Origin of the sequence: Longimicrobium sp. (genome assembly GCF_035474595.1) — a bacterium.
GTDB lineage: Bacteria > Gemmatimonadota > Gemmatimonadetes > Longimicrobiales > Longimicrobiaceae > Longimicrobium.
The window spans coordinates 1-15,612 of the sequence record NZ_DATIND010000125.1; the positions used below are offsets into that span (position 1 = coordinate 1).

14 protein-coding genes are annotated in these 15,612 nt (G+C 71.2%); 5 read left to right on the forward strand and 9 right to left on the reverse strand.

Annotated features, from left to right (window positions below; genetic code table 11):
* From VLK66_RS22325 to VLK66_RS22345, 5 genes are all read right to left on the reverse strand, one after another.
* A partial coding sequence (locus VLK66_RS22325; RefSeq protein WP_325311701.1) for a CBS domain-containing protein occupies positions 1 to 1,096 on the reverse strand: 1,096 nt, incomplete at its 3' end.
* A 357-nt stretch (positions 1,097 to 1,453) separates the two neighbouring features.
* Positions 1,454 to 2,209, reverse strand: a complete 756-nt coding sequence (locus tag VLK66_RS22330; RefSeq protein WP_325311702.1) for an SURF1 family protein — start codon at positions 2,207 to 2,209, stop codon at positions 1,454 to 1,456.
* A gap of 270 nt (positions 2,210 to 2,479) precedes the next feature.
* Entirely contained in the window at positions 2,480 to 2,758 is a 279-nt protein-coding gene (locus VLK66_RS22335) for a pinensin family lanthipeptide (protein WP_325311703.1), read from the reverse strand.
* A gap of 283 nt (positions 2,759 to 3,041) precedes the next feature.
* On the reverse strand, positions 3,042 to 4,733 hold the full coding sequence (locus VLK66_RS22340; protein WP_325311704.1) for an ABC transporter substrate-binding protein: 1,692 nt from the start codon (positions 4,731 to 4,733) through the stop codon (positions 3,042 to 3,044).
* Between the two features lie 217 nt (positions 4,734 to 4,950).
* Positions 4,951 to 6,201 (reverse strand): GNAT family N-acetyltransferase, encoded by a 1,251-nt coding sequence (locus VLK66_RS22345; RefSeq protein WP_325311705.1) that lies wholly within the window; start codon positions 6,199 to 6,201, stop codon positions 4,951 to 4,953.
* A gap of 176 nt (positions 6,202 to 6,377) precedes the next feature.
* On the opposite strand from VLK66_RS22345, the gene VLK66_RS22350 reads away from it, so the two are divergent.
* Positions 6,378 to 7,685, forward strand: coding sequence for a DUF1343 domain-containing protein (locus VLK66_RS22350; RefSeq protein WP_325311706.1), 1,308 nt, complete (start codon positions 6,378 to 6,380; stop codon positions 7,683 to 7,685).
* 443 nt (positions 7,686 to 8,128) lie between these two features.
* On the opposite strand, the gene VLK66_RS22355 is transcribed toward VLK66_RS22350, so the two are convergent.
* Positions 8,129 to 8,770: a helix-turn-helix transcriptional regulator gene (locus VLK66_RS22355; RefSeq protein ID WP_325311707.1), complete on the reverse strand. Its 642-nt coding sequence runs from the start codon at positions 8,768 to 8,770 to the stop codon at positions 8,129 to 8,131.
* A gap of 188 nt (positions 8,771 to 8,958) precedes the next feature.
* Between VLK66_RS22355 and VLK66_RS22360 the strand changes: the two genes are divergently transcribed.
* From VLK66_RS22360 to VLK66_RS22370, 3 genes are all read left to right on the forward strand, one after another.
* Positions 8,959 to 9,603 carry a DUF4142 domain-containing protein gene (locus VLK66_RS22360; RefSeq protein ID WP_325311708.1) on the forward strand — a complete coding sequence of 215 codons (645 nt, stop codon included), beginning with the start codon at positions 8,959 to 8,961 and terminating at the stop codon, positions 9,601 to 9,603.
* Entirely contained in the window at positions 9,603 to 9,938 is a 336-nt protein-coding gene (locus tag VLK66_RS22365) for a cupredoxin domain-containing protein (protein WP_325311709.1), read from the forward strand. The genes VLK66_RS22360 and VLK66_RS22365 overlap by 1 nt, the downstream gene beginning before the upstream one ends.
* Positions 9,939 to 10,107: 169 nt before the next feature.
* Positions 10,108 to 11,133 carry a zinc-binding dehydrogenase gene (locus tag VLK66_RS22370; protein ID WP_325311710.1) on the forward strand — a complete coding sequence of 342 codons (1,026 nt, stop codon included), beginning with the start codon at positions 10,108 to 10,110 and terminating at the stop codon, positions 11,131 to 11,133.
* Positions 11,134 to 11,579: 446 nt separating this feature from the next.
* Here the strand turns inward: VLK66_RS22370 and VLK66_RS22375 are convergent, their stop codons facing one another.
* From VLK66_RS22375 to VLK66_RS22385, 3 genes are all read right to left on the reverse strand, one after another.
* Entirely contained in the window at positions 11,580 to 11,846 is a 267-nt protein-coding gene (locus VLK66_RS22375) for a cold shock domain-containing protein (protein WP_349260532.1), read from the reverse strand.
* Between the two features lie 110 nt (positions 11,847 to 11,956).
* Complete coding sequence (locus tag VLK66_RS22380) at positions 11,957 to 12,802, reverse strand: metallophosphoesterase (RefSeq protein ID WP_325311711.1); 846 nt, start codon at positions 12,800 to 12,802, stop codon at positions 11,957 to 11,959.
* A 115-nt stretch (positions 12,803 to 12,917) separates the two neighbouring features.
* Positions 12,918 to 13,751: a hypothetical protein gene (locus tag VLK66_RS22385; protein WP_325311712.1), complete on the reverse strand. Its 834-nt coding sequence runs from the start codon at positions 13,749 to 13,751 to the stop codon at positions 12,918 to 12,920.
* A 231-nt stretch (positions 13,752 to 13,982) separates the two neighbouring features.
* Between VLK66_RS22385 and VLK66_RS22390 the strand changes: the two genes are divergently transcribed.
* Positions 13,983 to 15,473 (forward strand): class II fructose-bisphosphate aldolase, encoded by a 1,491-nt coding sequence (locus tag VLK66_RS22390; protein ID WP_325311713.1) that lies wholly within the window; start codon positions 13,983 to 13,985, stop codon positions 15,471 to 15,473.
* The last annotated feature ends 139 nt before the right edge of the window (positions 15,474 to 15,612 follow it).

Sequence of the window (15,612 nt, forward strand, 5' to 3'; positions counted from 1 at the left end):
CGCCGCCGAACGAGCCGCGGCCCTGGCTGGCGCGGAAGCCGCCGCGCCCGGCGGGTTCGGTGATGCGCTCGATGGCGTCGTTCACGCGGTGCTCGCCGCGCTCGCTGTCCACGTCGCGCACCACGTCGGCCTGCGCCACGATCCCCACCAGCCGCCCCTCGCGATCGGTGATCGGCACGCGCCGCACCTGCTCGCGCTCCATCACCCGGAGGATGTCGGCCACCGTGTCGTTCTTGTTGCAGGCCTCCACCTCGGTGGTCATCACCTCGCTCACCTTGGTGCTGCGCGCGTCCATCCCCTCGGCCACCGCGCGGATGGTGATGTCGCGGTCGGTGACCACGCCGCGCAGGCGGCGGTTCTGCTCGCTGTCCACCACGGGAATGATGCCCACGTTCAGGTCGCGCATCTTGGCCGCGGCGTCGGCCAGCGAGCTCTCGGGCGTCACGCACTCGGGATTGTCGGTCATGATCTCGGAGGCGCGCATGCGGCGCGTCTCGTCCTGCTGCTGGCCGCCCCAGCTGCCGCCCGCCGCGCCGCCGCGGCTCAGCCCGCCGCCCATGCCGGTGTCGCGCGCGCCCCAGTCGTTCCCCATCCCGCCGCCGGTCTCGAAGTCGCTCCCCGAGCCGCCACCGCGGGTGTAGTCGTAGCCGCCGCCGGCGCCGTATCCCCCGCCGGTGTATCCGTAGTCGTTGCCGCGCCCGGGCGAGTATCCCCCGCCGGTCTCGTAGCCGTAGCTGGCGCCGCTCAGGTAGTCACCGCCGTAGCCGCGGGTCAGGCCGCCGCTGCGCCAGCCGCCGGGGTTGCCGGCCCAGCCGCTGCCGTAGTCGCGGTCGTAGCTTCCGCCGCCGGTGCCGAAGCCGCTGCGGCCGCGGTGCCAGGCCCCGCCGAAGTCGTCCTGCTCCTGCGCGTCGGCGCCCATCCCGCCGTACTGGCTTCCGCCGAACTGGCCGCCGCCGCGGCCGCCGCGATCCTGGCCACCGCGCCAGTGCGCGCCGAACTGGTCGCTGCCGCCGTAGAAGCCGGAGCCGCCGCCCGTGCCCTCGTTCCCCTGCATCCCCCACCCGTCGCGGTCGAAGTCCCGTCCGTAGCGTGCCATGCTCACCCTCCCTCGGTTGAGTGATCCAGCGGCGCAGCCGGCGCCGTTTCCCGCCCGTGCTCATCCCCGGTGCGAACAACGGGGAAGGAAGGCTGGACGGGTGCAAGATGCGCACCCCGGAGACATGGATTTCGGCGTGGGGACGGGGAACTGATCTGATCTCACGCGGAGACGCGGAGGCGCAGAGAACTCGCTGCGGGGAAAGCACTTGCGCACTCGGCATCAATCCTGGCCCGCCTGCTGGCCACTCTGACGGGCACCGATGCCAGCGCTTCGCACGGAAATGCGGGTGGGAGTCCGCGAAGGCGGACTTCGGGCCGTGGTTGCCGCGAATTCATTCGCCCGGGCTACCTTGGCCTAGCCCGGCCCCCGAGCCGCGCGCCGCTGCCGGACCCACACGACGATGAGCCCGATGATGCCGATGGCCGCGAAGCTGAACCACTGCACCGCGTAGCTCAGGTGCGGCCCGTTGTCGAGCGGGGGGGTGGGAACGCGCACCGGCGGCCGTCCGGCCGCGCCCGAATCGGGAAGCTGCTGCACGTACAGCGGCAGCACCGGCCGCGGCGACCTGCGGCGCAGCACGTCCAGGTCGAGCCGGCGGTAGGTGGTGACGCGCTTTCCGCCGACGGTCGTCTCCGCGGGCTGGCCGCCGGCCTGGGTGTTCCGCGGCACCTCCATGAACAGCCCGACTATGGTGCGCTCCCCCGGCTCGGCGTACGGCCGCGCGTCCACCGTGGCCGCGTCGGGCGAGGGCACCCACCCGCGGTTCACCAGCAGCGCCTGCGGGACGTGGGGGACGAGGATCGGAGTGACGATGTGCACGCCCGGGTTGCCGTCGCTCGAGCGCCCGCGCAGGACGATGTCGCCCGCCGGGTCGTACGTGCCGGTCACGCGGACCTTGCGGTTGATGAACAACTCGGGCTGGCGCTCCACGGCCGCGGCCGTCAGCGAGTCGAAGTCCAGCGTGGGCATGCGCAGCGCCACCTCGACGGCGTGGTTGCGGGCCTTGCGCTGCTGCAGCCGGTCCAGCTGCCAGAAGCCCAGCCGCACGCACAGCGCGCACATCCCCAGCACGAACGCGGCGGCCAGCACGCCGCGAAGAGTCACACGCATCAGCGGTCGGAAGCGACAGGAAATCGGGAGTGGGATGTCCGGCGGGGAATCTACGCCCGCCGCCGCCAATCGCCATTCACCCCCGCCCGGATGGGGAACGGGCGAATGATTTCGCCGGCAACAGCAGCACAAAGTCCCTTCGGGACTGCCGCCCAGCCTCGTGGCGATGAGCCGGGGTTGGTGCGGCAGAGAATCCGCCCCTCGCCTGACGATCAGGCGAGGGGCGGATTCTGCTGTCCGAACATCTCCAATCATCCTGGGCGAGACCGCTCAGACGCACTCCTCGTTACAGGTCGGATAACCCCAGGGGCAGGTGACGTTCACCGAGCAGACGAGCGGGTCGCAAGTGCCGGGACACGTCTGGGCGCAGGTGTCCGGCCCGTTGGCGGGATCGCAGGAGATCCAGTAGGTAGAGCCGCAGTTCGGCGCGCACGATTCCACGTACCAGGTGTGCGGGCTCTCGTACCCGTGGACCGTGCGCCTGCCGGCCTGCGCGGCCGTGGTGGCGAACGACTCCACGCGCAGGTCGTCCATCTTCAGCTTTTTCATCGCTCCTCCCGATTCGCGAAAGGAAGCCCGCCCGCATTCCGCGGGACGAGCGCACGCCTCTCCCTGCCGCGCAGCAAAGCGCGTATAAGGAGTTGGGAACGATGACATTCGGCCGAAACGTCACCGGAAACGATAGCCGCCTGATTGCCGTGAGTCAACCATTATGACGCGTTGAGTGCGATGTGGCTGAAGCGCGATCCGCCCCTCGCCCGATGGCTCGGCGAGGGGCGGATCTGGTCGTGCGGTGAGTTCTCTGCGTCTCCGCGTGAGACCCCTGCGGTTCCTAGCGGGCCGGCTGGCCGGCGCCCTGCTTGTCGCGCGCGGTGAGCTGGTTGGGCGGGATCCACCAGTAGATCACGTCTTCCCACCACTCGGGGCCGCGGAACTTCACCCCGCGGAAGCGCGAGCTCACGCCGTAGAACTCGGGGTCGAAGAAGATCGGCGCGTACACGGCGTCGTCGATCACCGTCTGCTCGATCTGGCGCCACATCCCGCGCGACCGGCCGGTGTCGGCCTCCACGATCACCGAGTCGAGCAGCGCGTCGAGCCTGGGGTTCCGGTATCCCGCGAAGTTGGCGCCGCCCGGGGGAATGCTGGCGGACGACCACACGCCGCGCGCGTTGGGCCCCATCACCCCCGGGCCCCATCCCCATCCCCAGAACGAGCCCACGAACTCGCGGCCGCGCAGCCGGGCCACCCAGGTGGTGCGCTCGTACGACTGCGGCACGATGGCGATGCCCGCCTGCTTGGCCATGGCCTGCATGGCGATGAGCATGTCCTGCCGTACCGGGTCCGCCGAGCTGTACTCGATGACCAGCCGCAGCGGCTGGCCGCCCTTGTCGCGGATGCCGTCGCCGTTGCTGTCGACCCACCCGGCCTGCTGCAGCAGCTGGCCGGCCTGCGCCACGTTGTACGGAATGGGCCGCACGTCGGGGCTGTGCTCGCGCAGCTTGGAGGGGATGGGCGACAGCGCCGGCTCGCCCTCGGGCCCGAACTCGAGCTGCGCCAGCTGCTGCCGGTTCACCGACATCAGGAAGGCGCGCCGGACCACGGGGTCGTTCACCGGCGGCTTGTCGACGTTCCACACGATCCACCCCGGCCGCACGCGCGCCGCGCTGGCCAGGCGGACGTTGGGCGAGGCCCGGAGCCGCGCCTGCTGGTCGGCCGTCACCTTGTCCAGGTCGCCCTCGCCGTTGATCAGCGCGGTCAGGCGCGCGCTGGGGTCGGGAACCACGCGCACGATGATGCGGTCCAGCGAGGGGCGCTGCGGGGCGTCGCGGTTGGCCTCGACCACGATCTCCTGGTTCTTGTTCCAGCGCACGAAGCGGAACAGCCCGTTCCCCACCGGCCGCTGGTTGAACGCCGCGAAGCGCATCCGTGCCGGCGGGATGCTGTCCAGCAGGTGCCGGGGAACGGGGACCACCTCGAGCAGCGAGTTGACGGTGGCGGGGCCGGGCTTCGACAGCTTCACCTCCACCGTCATGCTGTCGAGCGCGCGCGCCGAGGCGATCCCCTCGATGTCCTGCTGGCGGGTGGAGGCGATCTGGTCGTTCTTCTGCATCTGGATGGCGTACACCACGTCGTTCGCGCTGGTGGGAACGCCGTCGTGCCACCTGATCCCCGGCCGCACGTGCACGACCACGGTGGTGGGGTCCTTCACCTCCCACCGCTCGGCGAAGTCCGGCGTGTAGTTGCTGAGCGTGCTGTCGCGCCGGCCGATGGCCCGGAACATCAGGTGCACCAGCTGATACGACTGCGTGGCCTCGAAGATGAGGGGGTTCAGGTTGTCGGCGTCGCCCTCGGCCAGCATGACCAGGGTGCCGCCCGGGGGCCCGCCGCCGAAGGTGTTGAAGTTCCCGGGCGGAGGCGCCTCGTCGGCCCCCTGCCCGCCGGGCTGCCCGCCGCCCCCCCCGCCGCCGCACGCGGCCAGCGCGAGCGCCGCCAGCACCGCCAGAATCCCGCCGGATCTCCGCATCGTCGCTCCTCCCGGGTTCACGATCTCGGGAACTGCTGCGAACCTCGTCCCCACCTCACACCGACTCTTCAAGCATCGGTCCGAACCATCCCTGCACGTCCCCGGCCCCGCGGCCCTCTCCCCCGGCTCGCTCCGCTCGCCATCCCCTCCCCCCAAACCGACTGGGGGAGGGGAAACCGCGAACGGATTCACCGCACTCCCGCACTCCCGCACTTCTTCAGAACCGGTCGAACATCCACGGCTTCGGCACCTCGAACGCGCGGTCCAGCATCTTCACCACGTCGGCGCCGTTCAGCGTGGCCAGCCCGCCGGAGAGCGCCTGCCACGGGGCAATGGCGCCGATGTAGATGCGCGAGAGCGTCTGGATGGGCATGGCCAGCTCCGCGTCGCAGCGCCCGCCGATCCAGTGCTCCACCTGCATGGCCCCGCCCTCGATCCGCACCCGCCAGGGGCCGCGGTTCTCGGGGACCTGCGCGTCCTCGATCTCCAGCTTCAGCGTGAGCTCGGCCTCGCTGGCCAGCGACCGCGTCTTCAGCGCGTCGCACACGTCCAGCACGCGGAACATGGGCCCGCGGACCAGCGTGGCCGACGGAAACCAGAGCCGCCACGACGGCGCCTGCAGGAGCGGGAGGCGCGGCTCCCGGATGCGGTCGCCGAACCCCTCCTCGGGGTGCGCGCGGTAGGCGATCTCGCGCCACTGGTCGCCCAGCGTGCTGAGCCAGCCGTAGATGCCGCGCTGCGCGGCGATGCTGAGCCAGGCGCGCTCCTCCACCTCCAGGTAGCGGCGGTCCAGCGGCAGGTCGGCGCGGTAGCGGACGATGCAGTACCCTTCCGGCACCCCGTCGTCGTTCCAGTAGACCACCGCGGCCTGCTCCTCCTCGCCCCAGCTTCCGCGCCAGCTGCGGTCGGTGCGGTCCAGCTGCCCGGTCTGCAGCAGCCGCGCGGCCTCGGCGTACACCGCCTTCATGGCCACCAGGTCCTCGGGCGTGTCGACCAGGCGCACCTTCATCCGCTCGGCCTTGTCGTCGGGCAGGAGCATGGGCGGGAGCTGGTACTGGTGCGCCTCGCCGGCCAGCCCGTAGCCCAGGTCCTCGTAGAACGACGCGCGGAAGGGAAAGAGCGCCGACCCCACGTCGCCGCGCTCGCGGGCGTGCTCGAAGCCGGCCACCAGCATCCGCTGCGCCAGCCCGCGCCGCCGGTGCGTCGGGCTGATGGCGACGCCGGCCAGCCCCATCACGGGGATGGCCGCGCCGGCGATCCACTGGCGCAGCCACAGGAGCTGGCAGGCGCCCACCAGCCGCCCGTTCTCCTCGGCCACCCACAGCGCCTCCAGCCCCCCGTGCGGCCCCGTGCGCAGGAACTCCATCCACCAGCGGTGGCCCCGCCCCGGCGCGGGAAACGAGTGCGCCTCCAGCCGGGCCACCTCTTCCAGCTCGTCCGGCCGCGCCGGACGGAACGTTTCGCTCAAGCCGCCCCTCTTCCCCTTATCTACCGGATCTTCCGGCCCCGCCGCCCGCGCGTGGCCCGCCTTTCGCAGCGCCGCCCGCTCCGGATGCCGGGGCCGGCGGCCCCGCATCTGCTTGGAACGTGCCAGCCGCCGCGGCCCCACTGCCGCGCCGGGCGCCCAACTTACCCGTAGCGCACATGCGACGCCAACCCGCCCACGTGCATCTCCTGGCCGCGCTGGCCATCGCCGCGAGCGCGGCGTGCCGCAGCGCCAGCCCCCCGCAGCGCGACGGCGCCGCCGACTCGCTGCCCACCCCCAACGCCGGCTCGGCGGAGCAGCGGCCGGCGGCGCAGCACCGTGTCCTTCCCGGGCTGGAGGTGCTGGTCCGCGACTCGATGGCGCTGATCCGCGGCAGGCGCGTGGGCCTCATCACCAACCAGACCGCCGTGACCTCCACCGGGCAGCACGCGGTGGACCTGCTGGCGCGCACGCCGGGGGTGCGGCTGGTGGCCCTCTTCGGCCCCGAGCACGGGGTGCGGGGGACGTACGAGGGGGGCGCGCGGGTGGAGAACCAGGTCGACAGCGCCACGGGCATCCCCGTCTTCTCCCTCTACGGGCGCACGCAGAAGCCCACGCCCGAGATGCTGCGTGGAATCGACGTGCTGATGTTCGACATCCAGGACATCGGCGCGCGGCCGTACACCTTCGTGTGGACCATGGCGCTGGCGATGGAGGCCGCGGCGGCGCAGCACATCCCCTTCATCGTCCTGGACCGCCCGAACCCCATCACTTCGGCGGCGCAGGGGCCCATGATGGCGATGGAGATCCGCACCGAGCACGTGGGGCAGGCCATCACGGGGCTGTATCCCGTCCCCCTGCGCCACGGGATGACGGTGGGCGAGGTGGCGCGCTACGTGAACGACGCCTTCCGCGTGGGCGCCGACCTGCACGTGATCCGCGCCGAGGGGTGGGAGGGAGACGAGTGGTTCGACGCGACCGGGCTGCGGTGGGTGAACCCGTCGCCCAACATCCGCTCGCTGGACGCGGCGCTGAAGTACAGCGGGCTGGTGCTGGCCGAGGCCACCAACGTGGCGGTGGGGCGGGGGACGGACGCGCCGTTCAGCTACCTGGGCGCGCCGTGGATGAACGCCGGCGCGGTGCTGGCCGCCGTGGCGAAGTACGACCTCCAGGGCGTGCGGCTGGACTCGGTGACGCTGACGCCGTCCGGCGCGCAGCCGCACCACATGATCCGGCTGACGGTGACCGACCGCGAGAAGTTCGACGCGCCGTTCGCCACGCTGGCGCTGCTGACCGAGATCCGGCGGCTGCACCCGCAGCAGTTCAAGATCGAGGACCCGCCGGGGATGACGCAGATGCTGGGGAGCCGGTGGGCGATGGCCGCCTTCCAGCGCGGCGACGACCCGCGCACCATCCAGCGCCGCTGGCAGGAGGAGCTGCGCGCCTGGCGCCAGACGCAGGAGCGCTACCGCCTCTACCGCGACTGACCGGGCCGGGGTAGATGGAGATGCAAACACCCCCGCGCCGTGGCTTCGGCGCGGGGGTGATTTTCGTGCGCGGGGGCCGCTCATCACCCCCAATGGAATTGGGGGGCTACAACAGCACAAAGTCCCTGCGGGACTGCTCCCCTGCATCCAGGCGGACGGGCCCGCCGGATGCATGCCGAGGCTGTCGCAGCACGGCAGCCTCGGTGGAGCGGGAAAAGCATGGCCGCAGTCCCGCAGGGACTTTGTGCCGTTGTTGCCCGAGGTTTCCAACCCCGGGCGGCGGGACTGCTCCCATGCATCCAGGTGGACGGGCCCGCCGGATGCATGCCGAGGCTGTCGTAACACGGCAGCCTCGGTGGAGCGGGAAAAGCATGGCCGCAGTCCCGGAGGGACTTTGTGCCGTTGCTGCCCGGGGTTTCCAACCCCGGGAGGGAGGCTGGAGACTACGCCGTCGCCGTCTCCGCGAAGGTGAAGCGGCAGCTGGGGGCGTCGCCGCGGTCGCAGCATTCGGTGACCTCGTAGCCCACCACCTCGCTCAGCAGCGCGGCGGCGATGCGGCAGACCTCGGGCTCGTCGTCCACCGCCTCGCGCAGGGGGCAGCCGAAGCCGCGGATGGTGGCCACGCCGCGCGCCACGTGCGCCTCGGCCACGCCGCCCAGCTCCGCCAGCACCGCGACCGCGGCTTCCGCCCGCGCGTGCACCCCGCCGCCCGCGCGCGGGAACGGCTCGGCCAGGCGGCGGCCCACCTCGGCCACCAGCGCGTCCACCTTCTCCGCGGGAAGCGACTGACGCAGCGCCTCGACCAGCGTGCGCAGCACCACGCCGTAGGCGCGGGGAAAGAGGATGTCGGCCTGGGGGGTGAGCGCGTACACGTGCGCGGGCTTGCCCACGCCGCGGCGCACGCCGGTGAGCGCCACCAGGCCGTCGCGCTCCAGCGCGGCCAGGTGCGTGCGCACGGCGTTGTCGGTCAGCGCCAGCTCGTCGGCCAGCTCGTTCACGGTGCGCTCGCGGCGGCGCAGCAGGGTGATCACCCGGCCGCGCGTGCTCCCCAGCAGCCGTTCGTTCCAGCGGTTCGGCACTCGCATGGCCCTCCTTTCCACCGTCGAGTCTAACGCCGCGGAGGGAGCTTGTCTAGTAAGTCAAAGAGTATGTTGACAAATGCGAGGGGGCGATGCACCTTCTCGCTCACGGGGCGAACCGGAAGCATCCACCGGCCGCGCCCGGCGCGTATCCACAGCGGTAGATGGCACCCACTTCAGCCGGAGGCACGCAGATGAGCCGCATCACCCGCACCCTGGTCCTTACCTTCGCCGCGCCCGCGATGCTGGCGCTGGCCGCCGCCTGCGCCAAGAGCGACGGCTCGGGCGACAACGCCGGCGCCGACAGCGCCTCCACGGCGGCGGCCCCGGCCCCCGCCGACTCCGCGGCCGCGGCGGGGACGCCGGCCGGGGTGCAGCCGGGCGCCGTCACCGACCCGCAGATCGCCGCCATCGTGCTGGCCGCCAACAGCGCCGACAGCGCCTCGGGCGAGCAGGCGCGCGAGAAGGCGCAGAACCCCAAGGTGAAGGAGTTCGGGCAGCGCATGGTGACCGACCACGGCGGCGTGAACAAGCAGGCGGTGGCGCTGGCGGGCAAGCTGCACGTGACGCCCGAGGAGAACAACACCAGCCGGCAGCTGGCGCAGGGCGGCCAGCAGACGCGCCAGCAGCTGAACGACCTGGCGCCCACCGCGTTCGACCGCGCGTACATCGACCACGAGGTGGAGTACCACGAGACGGTGCTGCAGGCCATCGACCAGACCCTCATCCCCAACGCGCAGAACGCCGAGCTGAAGGCGCTGCTGCAGCAGGTCCGGCCCGCGGTCGCGGCGCACCTGCAGATGGCGAAGGATCTCCAGAAGGAGCTGCAGGGGAGCTGATGCGCGCCCCGCTCCGGGCGGCCGCCCTCGCCGCGGCCGCCCTGGCGCTCGCCGCCTGCGGGGGCGGCCGGCCGCACCCGCCCGAGCGCCACACCGTAGAGCTCCGCAACTTCGGCTTCTCCCCCGCGTCGCTGGCGGTGCGTCCGGGAGACGAGGTGGTGTTCGTGAACCGCGACGCCGTGCCGCACACCGCCACCGCGGACGACCGCGCGTGGGACACCGGCAGCATCGCCGCGGGAGACTCGGCGGTGGTGAAGGTGACCGGCGGCGGCACCTACAAGTGCACCTTCCACCCCACGATGACCGGCACCCTCGCCGCGTCCGGGACGAAGTAGCGGCGGCCCGGCATCGCCGGATCTCACGCGGAGACGCAGAGAACTCATCGCGGCACGGAGTTCTCCGCGTCTCCGCGTCTCCGCGTGAGATCTTCGGTTTTCAGAGCCTCCCCATCGCCGTACTTTCCCCTCCGACTCTCGCACTTTCGCACTTTCGCATCGGTCGCCCATGCGCGCTGCCATCTTCCACACCACCGGTGGACCCGACGTCGTTCGCATCGAAGACGTGCCGGCCCCGAGCCCCGGCCCCGGCGAGGTGCTGGTGCAGGTGAAGGCTTCGGCGATGAACCACCTGGACCTGTGGGTGCGCCGCGGGATGCCGATCGAGACCACCATGCCGCACATCGGCGGCTCCGACGTTGCCGGGGTGATCGCGGAGGTGGGCGAGGGGGTGGACGCGTCGCGGGTCGGCGAGCGCGTGGTCGTCAACCCGTCGCTGTCGGACGGCACCTGCGAGTGGTGCCGCCGCGGCGAGGAATCGATGTGCGTGCGCTTCCGCATCCTGGGCGAGCACACGGACGGCGGCTTCGCCGAGTACGTGGCCGCGGCGGCGGATCACGTCTACCCCCTGCCGGACGGCTACGCGTTCGAGGACGCGGCGGCGCTCCCCATCTCCTACATGACCGCCTGGCGGGCGCTGCACACCCGCGCCCGCCTGCGGGCGGGCGAGGACGTGCTGGTGCTGGGTGCCTCGGGCGGCACCGCCATCGCCGCGGTGCAGATCGCGGTGATGACCGGCGCGCGCGTGTTCGCCGTCACCAGCGGCGCGGAGAACGTGGAGCGGCTGCGCGGGCTGGGCGCCGCGTTCGTCTACGACCGCCTGGGCGAGGACTGGTCCGCCGCCATCCACGCCGACACCGGCAGGCGCGGCGTGGACGTGGTGGTGGAGAACGTGGGCGCGGCCACGTGGAAGGGGAGCATGCGCGCGCTGGCGCAGGGCGGCCGCCTGGTCACCTACGGCGGCACCACGGGCCCGAAGGTGGAGATCGACCTGCGCGCGGTGTTCTGGAAGCAGCTCTCGGTGCTGGGCTCCACGATGGCGTCGAAGGCGGAGTTCGAGGCCATGCTGCAGGCCGCCTTCTCCGGCGCCCTCCGCCCCGTCATCGACTCGGTGATGCCGCTGGACCACGCCCGCGAGGCCCACGAGCGCCTTGAAGCCGGCGGCCAGTTCGGCAAGATCGTCCTCACCCCCTGATCGCTGGATCTCATACCGATTTCGAGGATCGGCTGTGCATTTCCTCAGCGAACGTGCGGCACCGGCTATAGATCCTTCGGCCTGCAAATACCTGTGCAGATTCAGCTTGCAGTGTGGCCGGCCTCAGGATGACGTCTTCCTAGTCTTGAGCGGAAATGCACAGGTAATCTCCAGATACGGTATCACGCGGAGACGCGAAGACGCGGGGAGCTCCGGTTCACGATGAGTCTCTGCGTCTCCGCGTCTCCGCGTGAGACCAAAGAGAGGATGGGGTCGCGAAAAAGACGGAAGGTGAGACAGCAATTTGTCTCGCCTTCCGTCTTTTCAGAGGGGCGGAGGAGGCTGAACGCAGACGCAACAAACCTGCTGCAAGCGGATGCTCTTACGCCGAATCGGCGCTCGCCCGGTGGTGGGCAGCGCCGACTCGCGCGGATCGTCCGGCCGGCCTACGCCGCGGCTTCGTCTTCCTCGGCGCCGCCCTCGCCGCCCTCGCCACCCTCGTCGTCCACGCGGCGCACGTTCGAGGCGCGGGGGCCCTTGGGGTCCTCGGTGATCTCGAACTGCACCCGGTCACCCCGCTTCAAGGACTTGAAGCCCTCCATCTGGATGACGGAGTGGTGCACGAACACGTCCTTTCCGCCGCCGTCGGGCCGGATGAAGCCGTACCCCTTGTCATCCTTGAAGAACTCCACGATCCCAGTCTGTGTTGCCATGCCTGCCTCCGGGGGGACGGACCGGTCCTTGGACTGCCGGTGCGTCGTCCCGTCCAACGGCGCTCCGGACCTGTTTCGGGACGTACGCCCTGAGCAAAAGGTGTTCCCGCTCAGGAGTGGCGCGCCGGGCGCGGTTCGCCGGTGAGCGAGAGGACGGCCACCTCGGGGCGGCAGAGGAAGCGGACCGGCAGGTGCACCGTGCCCACCCCGCGCGAGGTGTAGACCTGCGTCCACGGCCGGCGGCGCAGCCCCTCGTCGTACAGATCCTCGCGCTCCGCGGGGTTGCGGAGCGCGCCCACGAAGGGAAGGCGCACCTGGCCGCCGTGCGTGTGGCCGCTCACGATCAGGTCCACCGCGTCGTACTCGCGCCGCGCGCGCTCGGCCTGGCCGGGGTCGTGCGCCAGCAGCAGGGTGAAGTCGCGCTCCTCCGGCGGCGGCAGCACGCTCAGGTCGGGGCTGCCCATGGAGAAGTCGTCCACCCCGGCCACGCACAGCCGCGCTCCGGCCACGTCGTGCATCACCGCGCGGTTCGTCAGGTCCTGCACGACCGGGTGCTCCGCCACGTCGTGGTGCCAGGTCTCGATCCCCACGATGTGGTCGTGGTTGCCGGGAACGGCGTACACGCCGTGCGGCGCGCGCAGGCACTCCAACGCGCCCAGCACGCGGCGGAACCCCGGCGCGTCGTCGGCGGCGAAGTCGCCGGTGAGCGCGATCAGGTCCGGCCGCTCCGCCATCGCCAGGCGGCAGGCGCGGCGGACCACCGAGAGCGGCGTTCCCGCGCCCGCGTGCATGTCCGTCAGCAGCGCGATGCGGAACCCCTCCAGCGAGGGATGCAGCCCGCGCGCGTGGATCTTCGTCCGGGTCACCTGCAGCCAGCGCGGCTCCACCAGGAACGCGTACGCCCCCAGCGCCGCGCCCATCGCCGCCGCGCCGCCGATCATCTTCCCGATTCTCATGGCCGCCGCACAGGCGCAATCGCCAGACCATCCCGCCGCGCCCCCCAAAGGCGAAGGCCGGCGTGGAGACGCGTCTCCTCGCCGGCCCGCCGCCCCTCCCGCCCCCGGGCCCGCTTCAGAGGTCGTCCATGTCTTCGTCCTGCGGCTGCCGCCACTCGCGGACCTGCGCGCCGGTGCGGTCCACCCGTACCGAGCCGTAGCTGTGGTAGCGGAACCCGGTGGCGCTGGAGGTCATGGTGACCGGGTTGAGCCAGGTCTCCTCGCGGTCCTTGTTCAGCGTCTGCTTCGAGCCGAACTTCAGCCCCAGCTTCTTCATGTAGCGCGCGCAGTACTTGCACGCGCCCTGGCTGGAGCCGAAGTGCAGGCGGTTGGCGTAGCGCGCGATGAACCCGTTCTCCAGCTCCTCGATCAGCTTGTCGGCCTTGAGCGGGTCCAGCTTCTCGAAGTCCACCGGCTGGAAGTTGCGGATGAACTTCACGAAGTGGTAGCGGATGATGCGCGACTCGCCGTGGAACCCCGAGGTCGACACCGACGTGGTGACGAACAGGTCCTGGTTCAGCACCACCTTCACCGCGTGGATCCCCTGGATGAAGTCTTCCAGGCCGGTGGTGTCGTCCAGGAAGTCGGCGGCGCTGCGCAGCCATCCGTCGAGCTTCAGATGGCGCTCGACCTTCTTCATCGCCCCCGGTATTCCGTACGACTTCGGGCGCGGCGTCTGCCCGGGCGTGGGGTTCAGCGGGATGTCGGCGATGTGCTGCGTTCCGAACCTGAGCTTCAGCGTCTGCGCGGGCTGCAGCACCTCCAGGTACGTCTTGTTGCCCTGGTGGGTGATGTAGAGCGTGTGGTTCAGCTCGTTGTAGCACGTGGTGGTGGTGCTCTGGTTGTCCATTCCGGCGCCCTGGTGCAGGCTCTTGGCCAGCGCCTCGGCGAATTCGGCGTACGTGGGCATGGGGATGGAAGGGGGAAGGGGGAGCGGGGGCGGTGCGGAGATTCGGGACCCCTGAACGATTGCGGCGCGCGCGGCGCCGGTCAAGCGCCCCCGCCGCCGGCTTCGCGCAGGGTCCGGGCCCATCGCCCGATCGACGCCGCGCGACTTGCCGCAGCACGCGTGTTGCGTGCAGATTGGCGCCCGCCGCCGGGGCTTCCGGGCGCCGCGGAACCGAATCGAAATCCATTATCCATGACCAAGGAGACGCTCGTGGCCACCGTCACGACTCCCGCCGACGACCTTGCCATCCTTTCCGCCGGCCCCGTGCAGGCGCTGCTGGAGCAGGTCGCCGATTCCGTGCGCGCGACCGACGGCGCCTTTACGCTGGTGAGCGCCGACGCGCTGCGGCGGGGCGGCATCGACCGGCTGGCCCACGCCGCCGTGTTCGGCGAAGACGCCGACGTGCGCGACACCGCCCGCTGGCTCATCGGCGAGGCCGGGCGCGCGCTGGGCGTGGCGCCCGCGTCCATCCACGACCTGTACATGGCCCGCGGCCGCGGCGAGGTGCACGGCTTCACCGTGCCCGCCATGAACATCCGCGCCGCCACCTACGACAGCGCCCGCGCCCTCTTCGCCGCCGCGGTGGAGCTGAAGGTGGGCGCCATGATCCTGGAGATCGCCCGCAGCGAGATCGGCTACACCGATCAGCGCCCGCACGAGTACGTGGCCGTGCTCACCGCGTCGGCCATCAGGGAGGGGTGGGCGGGCCCGCTCTTCGTGCAGGGCGACCACTTCCAGATCAACGCGAAGAAGTACAGGGCCGATCCGCACCCCGAGCTGCGCGCGGTGAAGGACCTGGTGAAGGAGGCGCTGCACGCCGGCTTCTACAACATCGACATCGACACGTCGACGCTGGTCGACCTGTCGCAGGACGGCCTCGACGCGCAGCAGGAGACCAACTACCGGCTCTCGGCCGAGCTGACGGCGTACGTGCGCCACTACCAGCCCGAGGGCGTGAACGTCTCCATCGGCGGCGAGATCGGCGAGGTGGGCACCGAGAACAGCACCCCCGAGGAGCTGCGCGCCTACATGGACGGCTACAACCGCGAGCTGGCCGCCGTCTCGGAGAAGGCGGGGGTGAAGTTCGAGGGATTGAGCAAGATCAGCGTGCAGAGCGGCACCACCCACGGCGGCGTGGTGATGGCCGACGGGAGCATCGCCGACGTGGCCATCGACTTCGAGACGCTGCGCACCCTCTCGCAGATCGCCCGCGACGAGTACGGGATGGCGGGCGCGGTGCAGCACGGCGCCAGCACCCTGCCGCAGAGCGCCTTCGGCAAGTTCCCCGAGGTGGAGACGGCCGAGATCCACCTGGCCACCAACTTCCAGAACCTGGTCTACGACGCCATCCCCGCGGAACTGCGCGAGCGGATGTACGAGCACTGCAGCCGGAACTTCCAGGACGAGCGCAAGGCGGGCGACACCGAGGAGCAGTTCATCTACAAGGCGCGCAAGAAGGCGCTCGGGGCGTTCAAGAAGGAGCTCTGGCAGATCCCGGAGGGCCCGCGCGCCGAGATCCGCGCCACGCTGCAGAAGAAGTTCGAGTTCCTCTTCCGCCAGCTCGCCGTGGTGGACACGCAGGACACGGTGCGGAAGTTCGTCACCTCCGCCCCCGTCCCCCGCTCCGGCCCCTCCGCCATGCGGATCAAGGCGGCGGAAGACGACTGGGACCTGTCGGACTAGGAGCTACGAGCTGTCAGCTGTCAGCTGTCAGTCCCCCCCGCTTCTCAAGCCGAAGCGCGGGGGACTGACCGCTGACGACTGACAGCTGACAGCTTCCCTCCCTGGCTCAAAACCTGCACCAACCCCCTCCGACACCGAT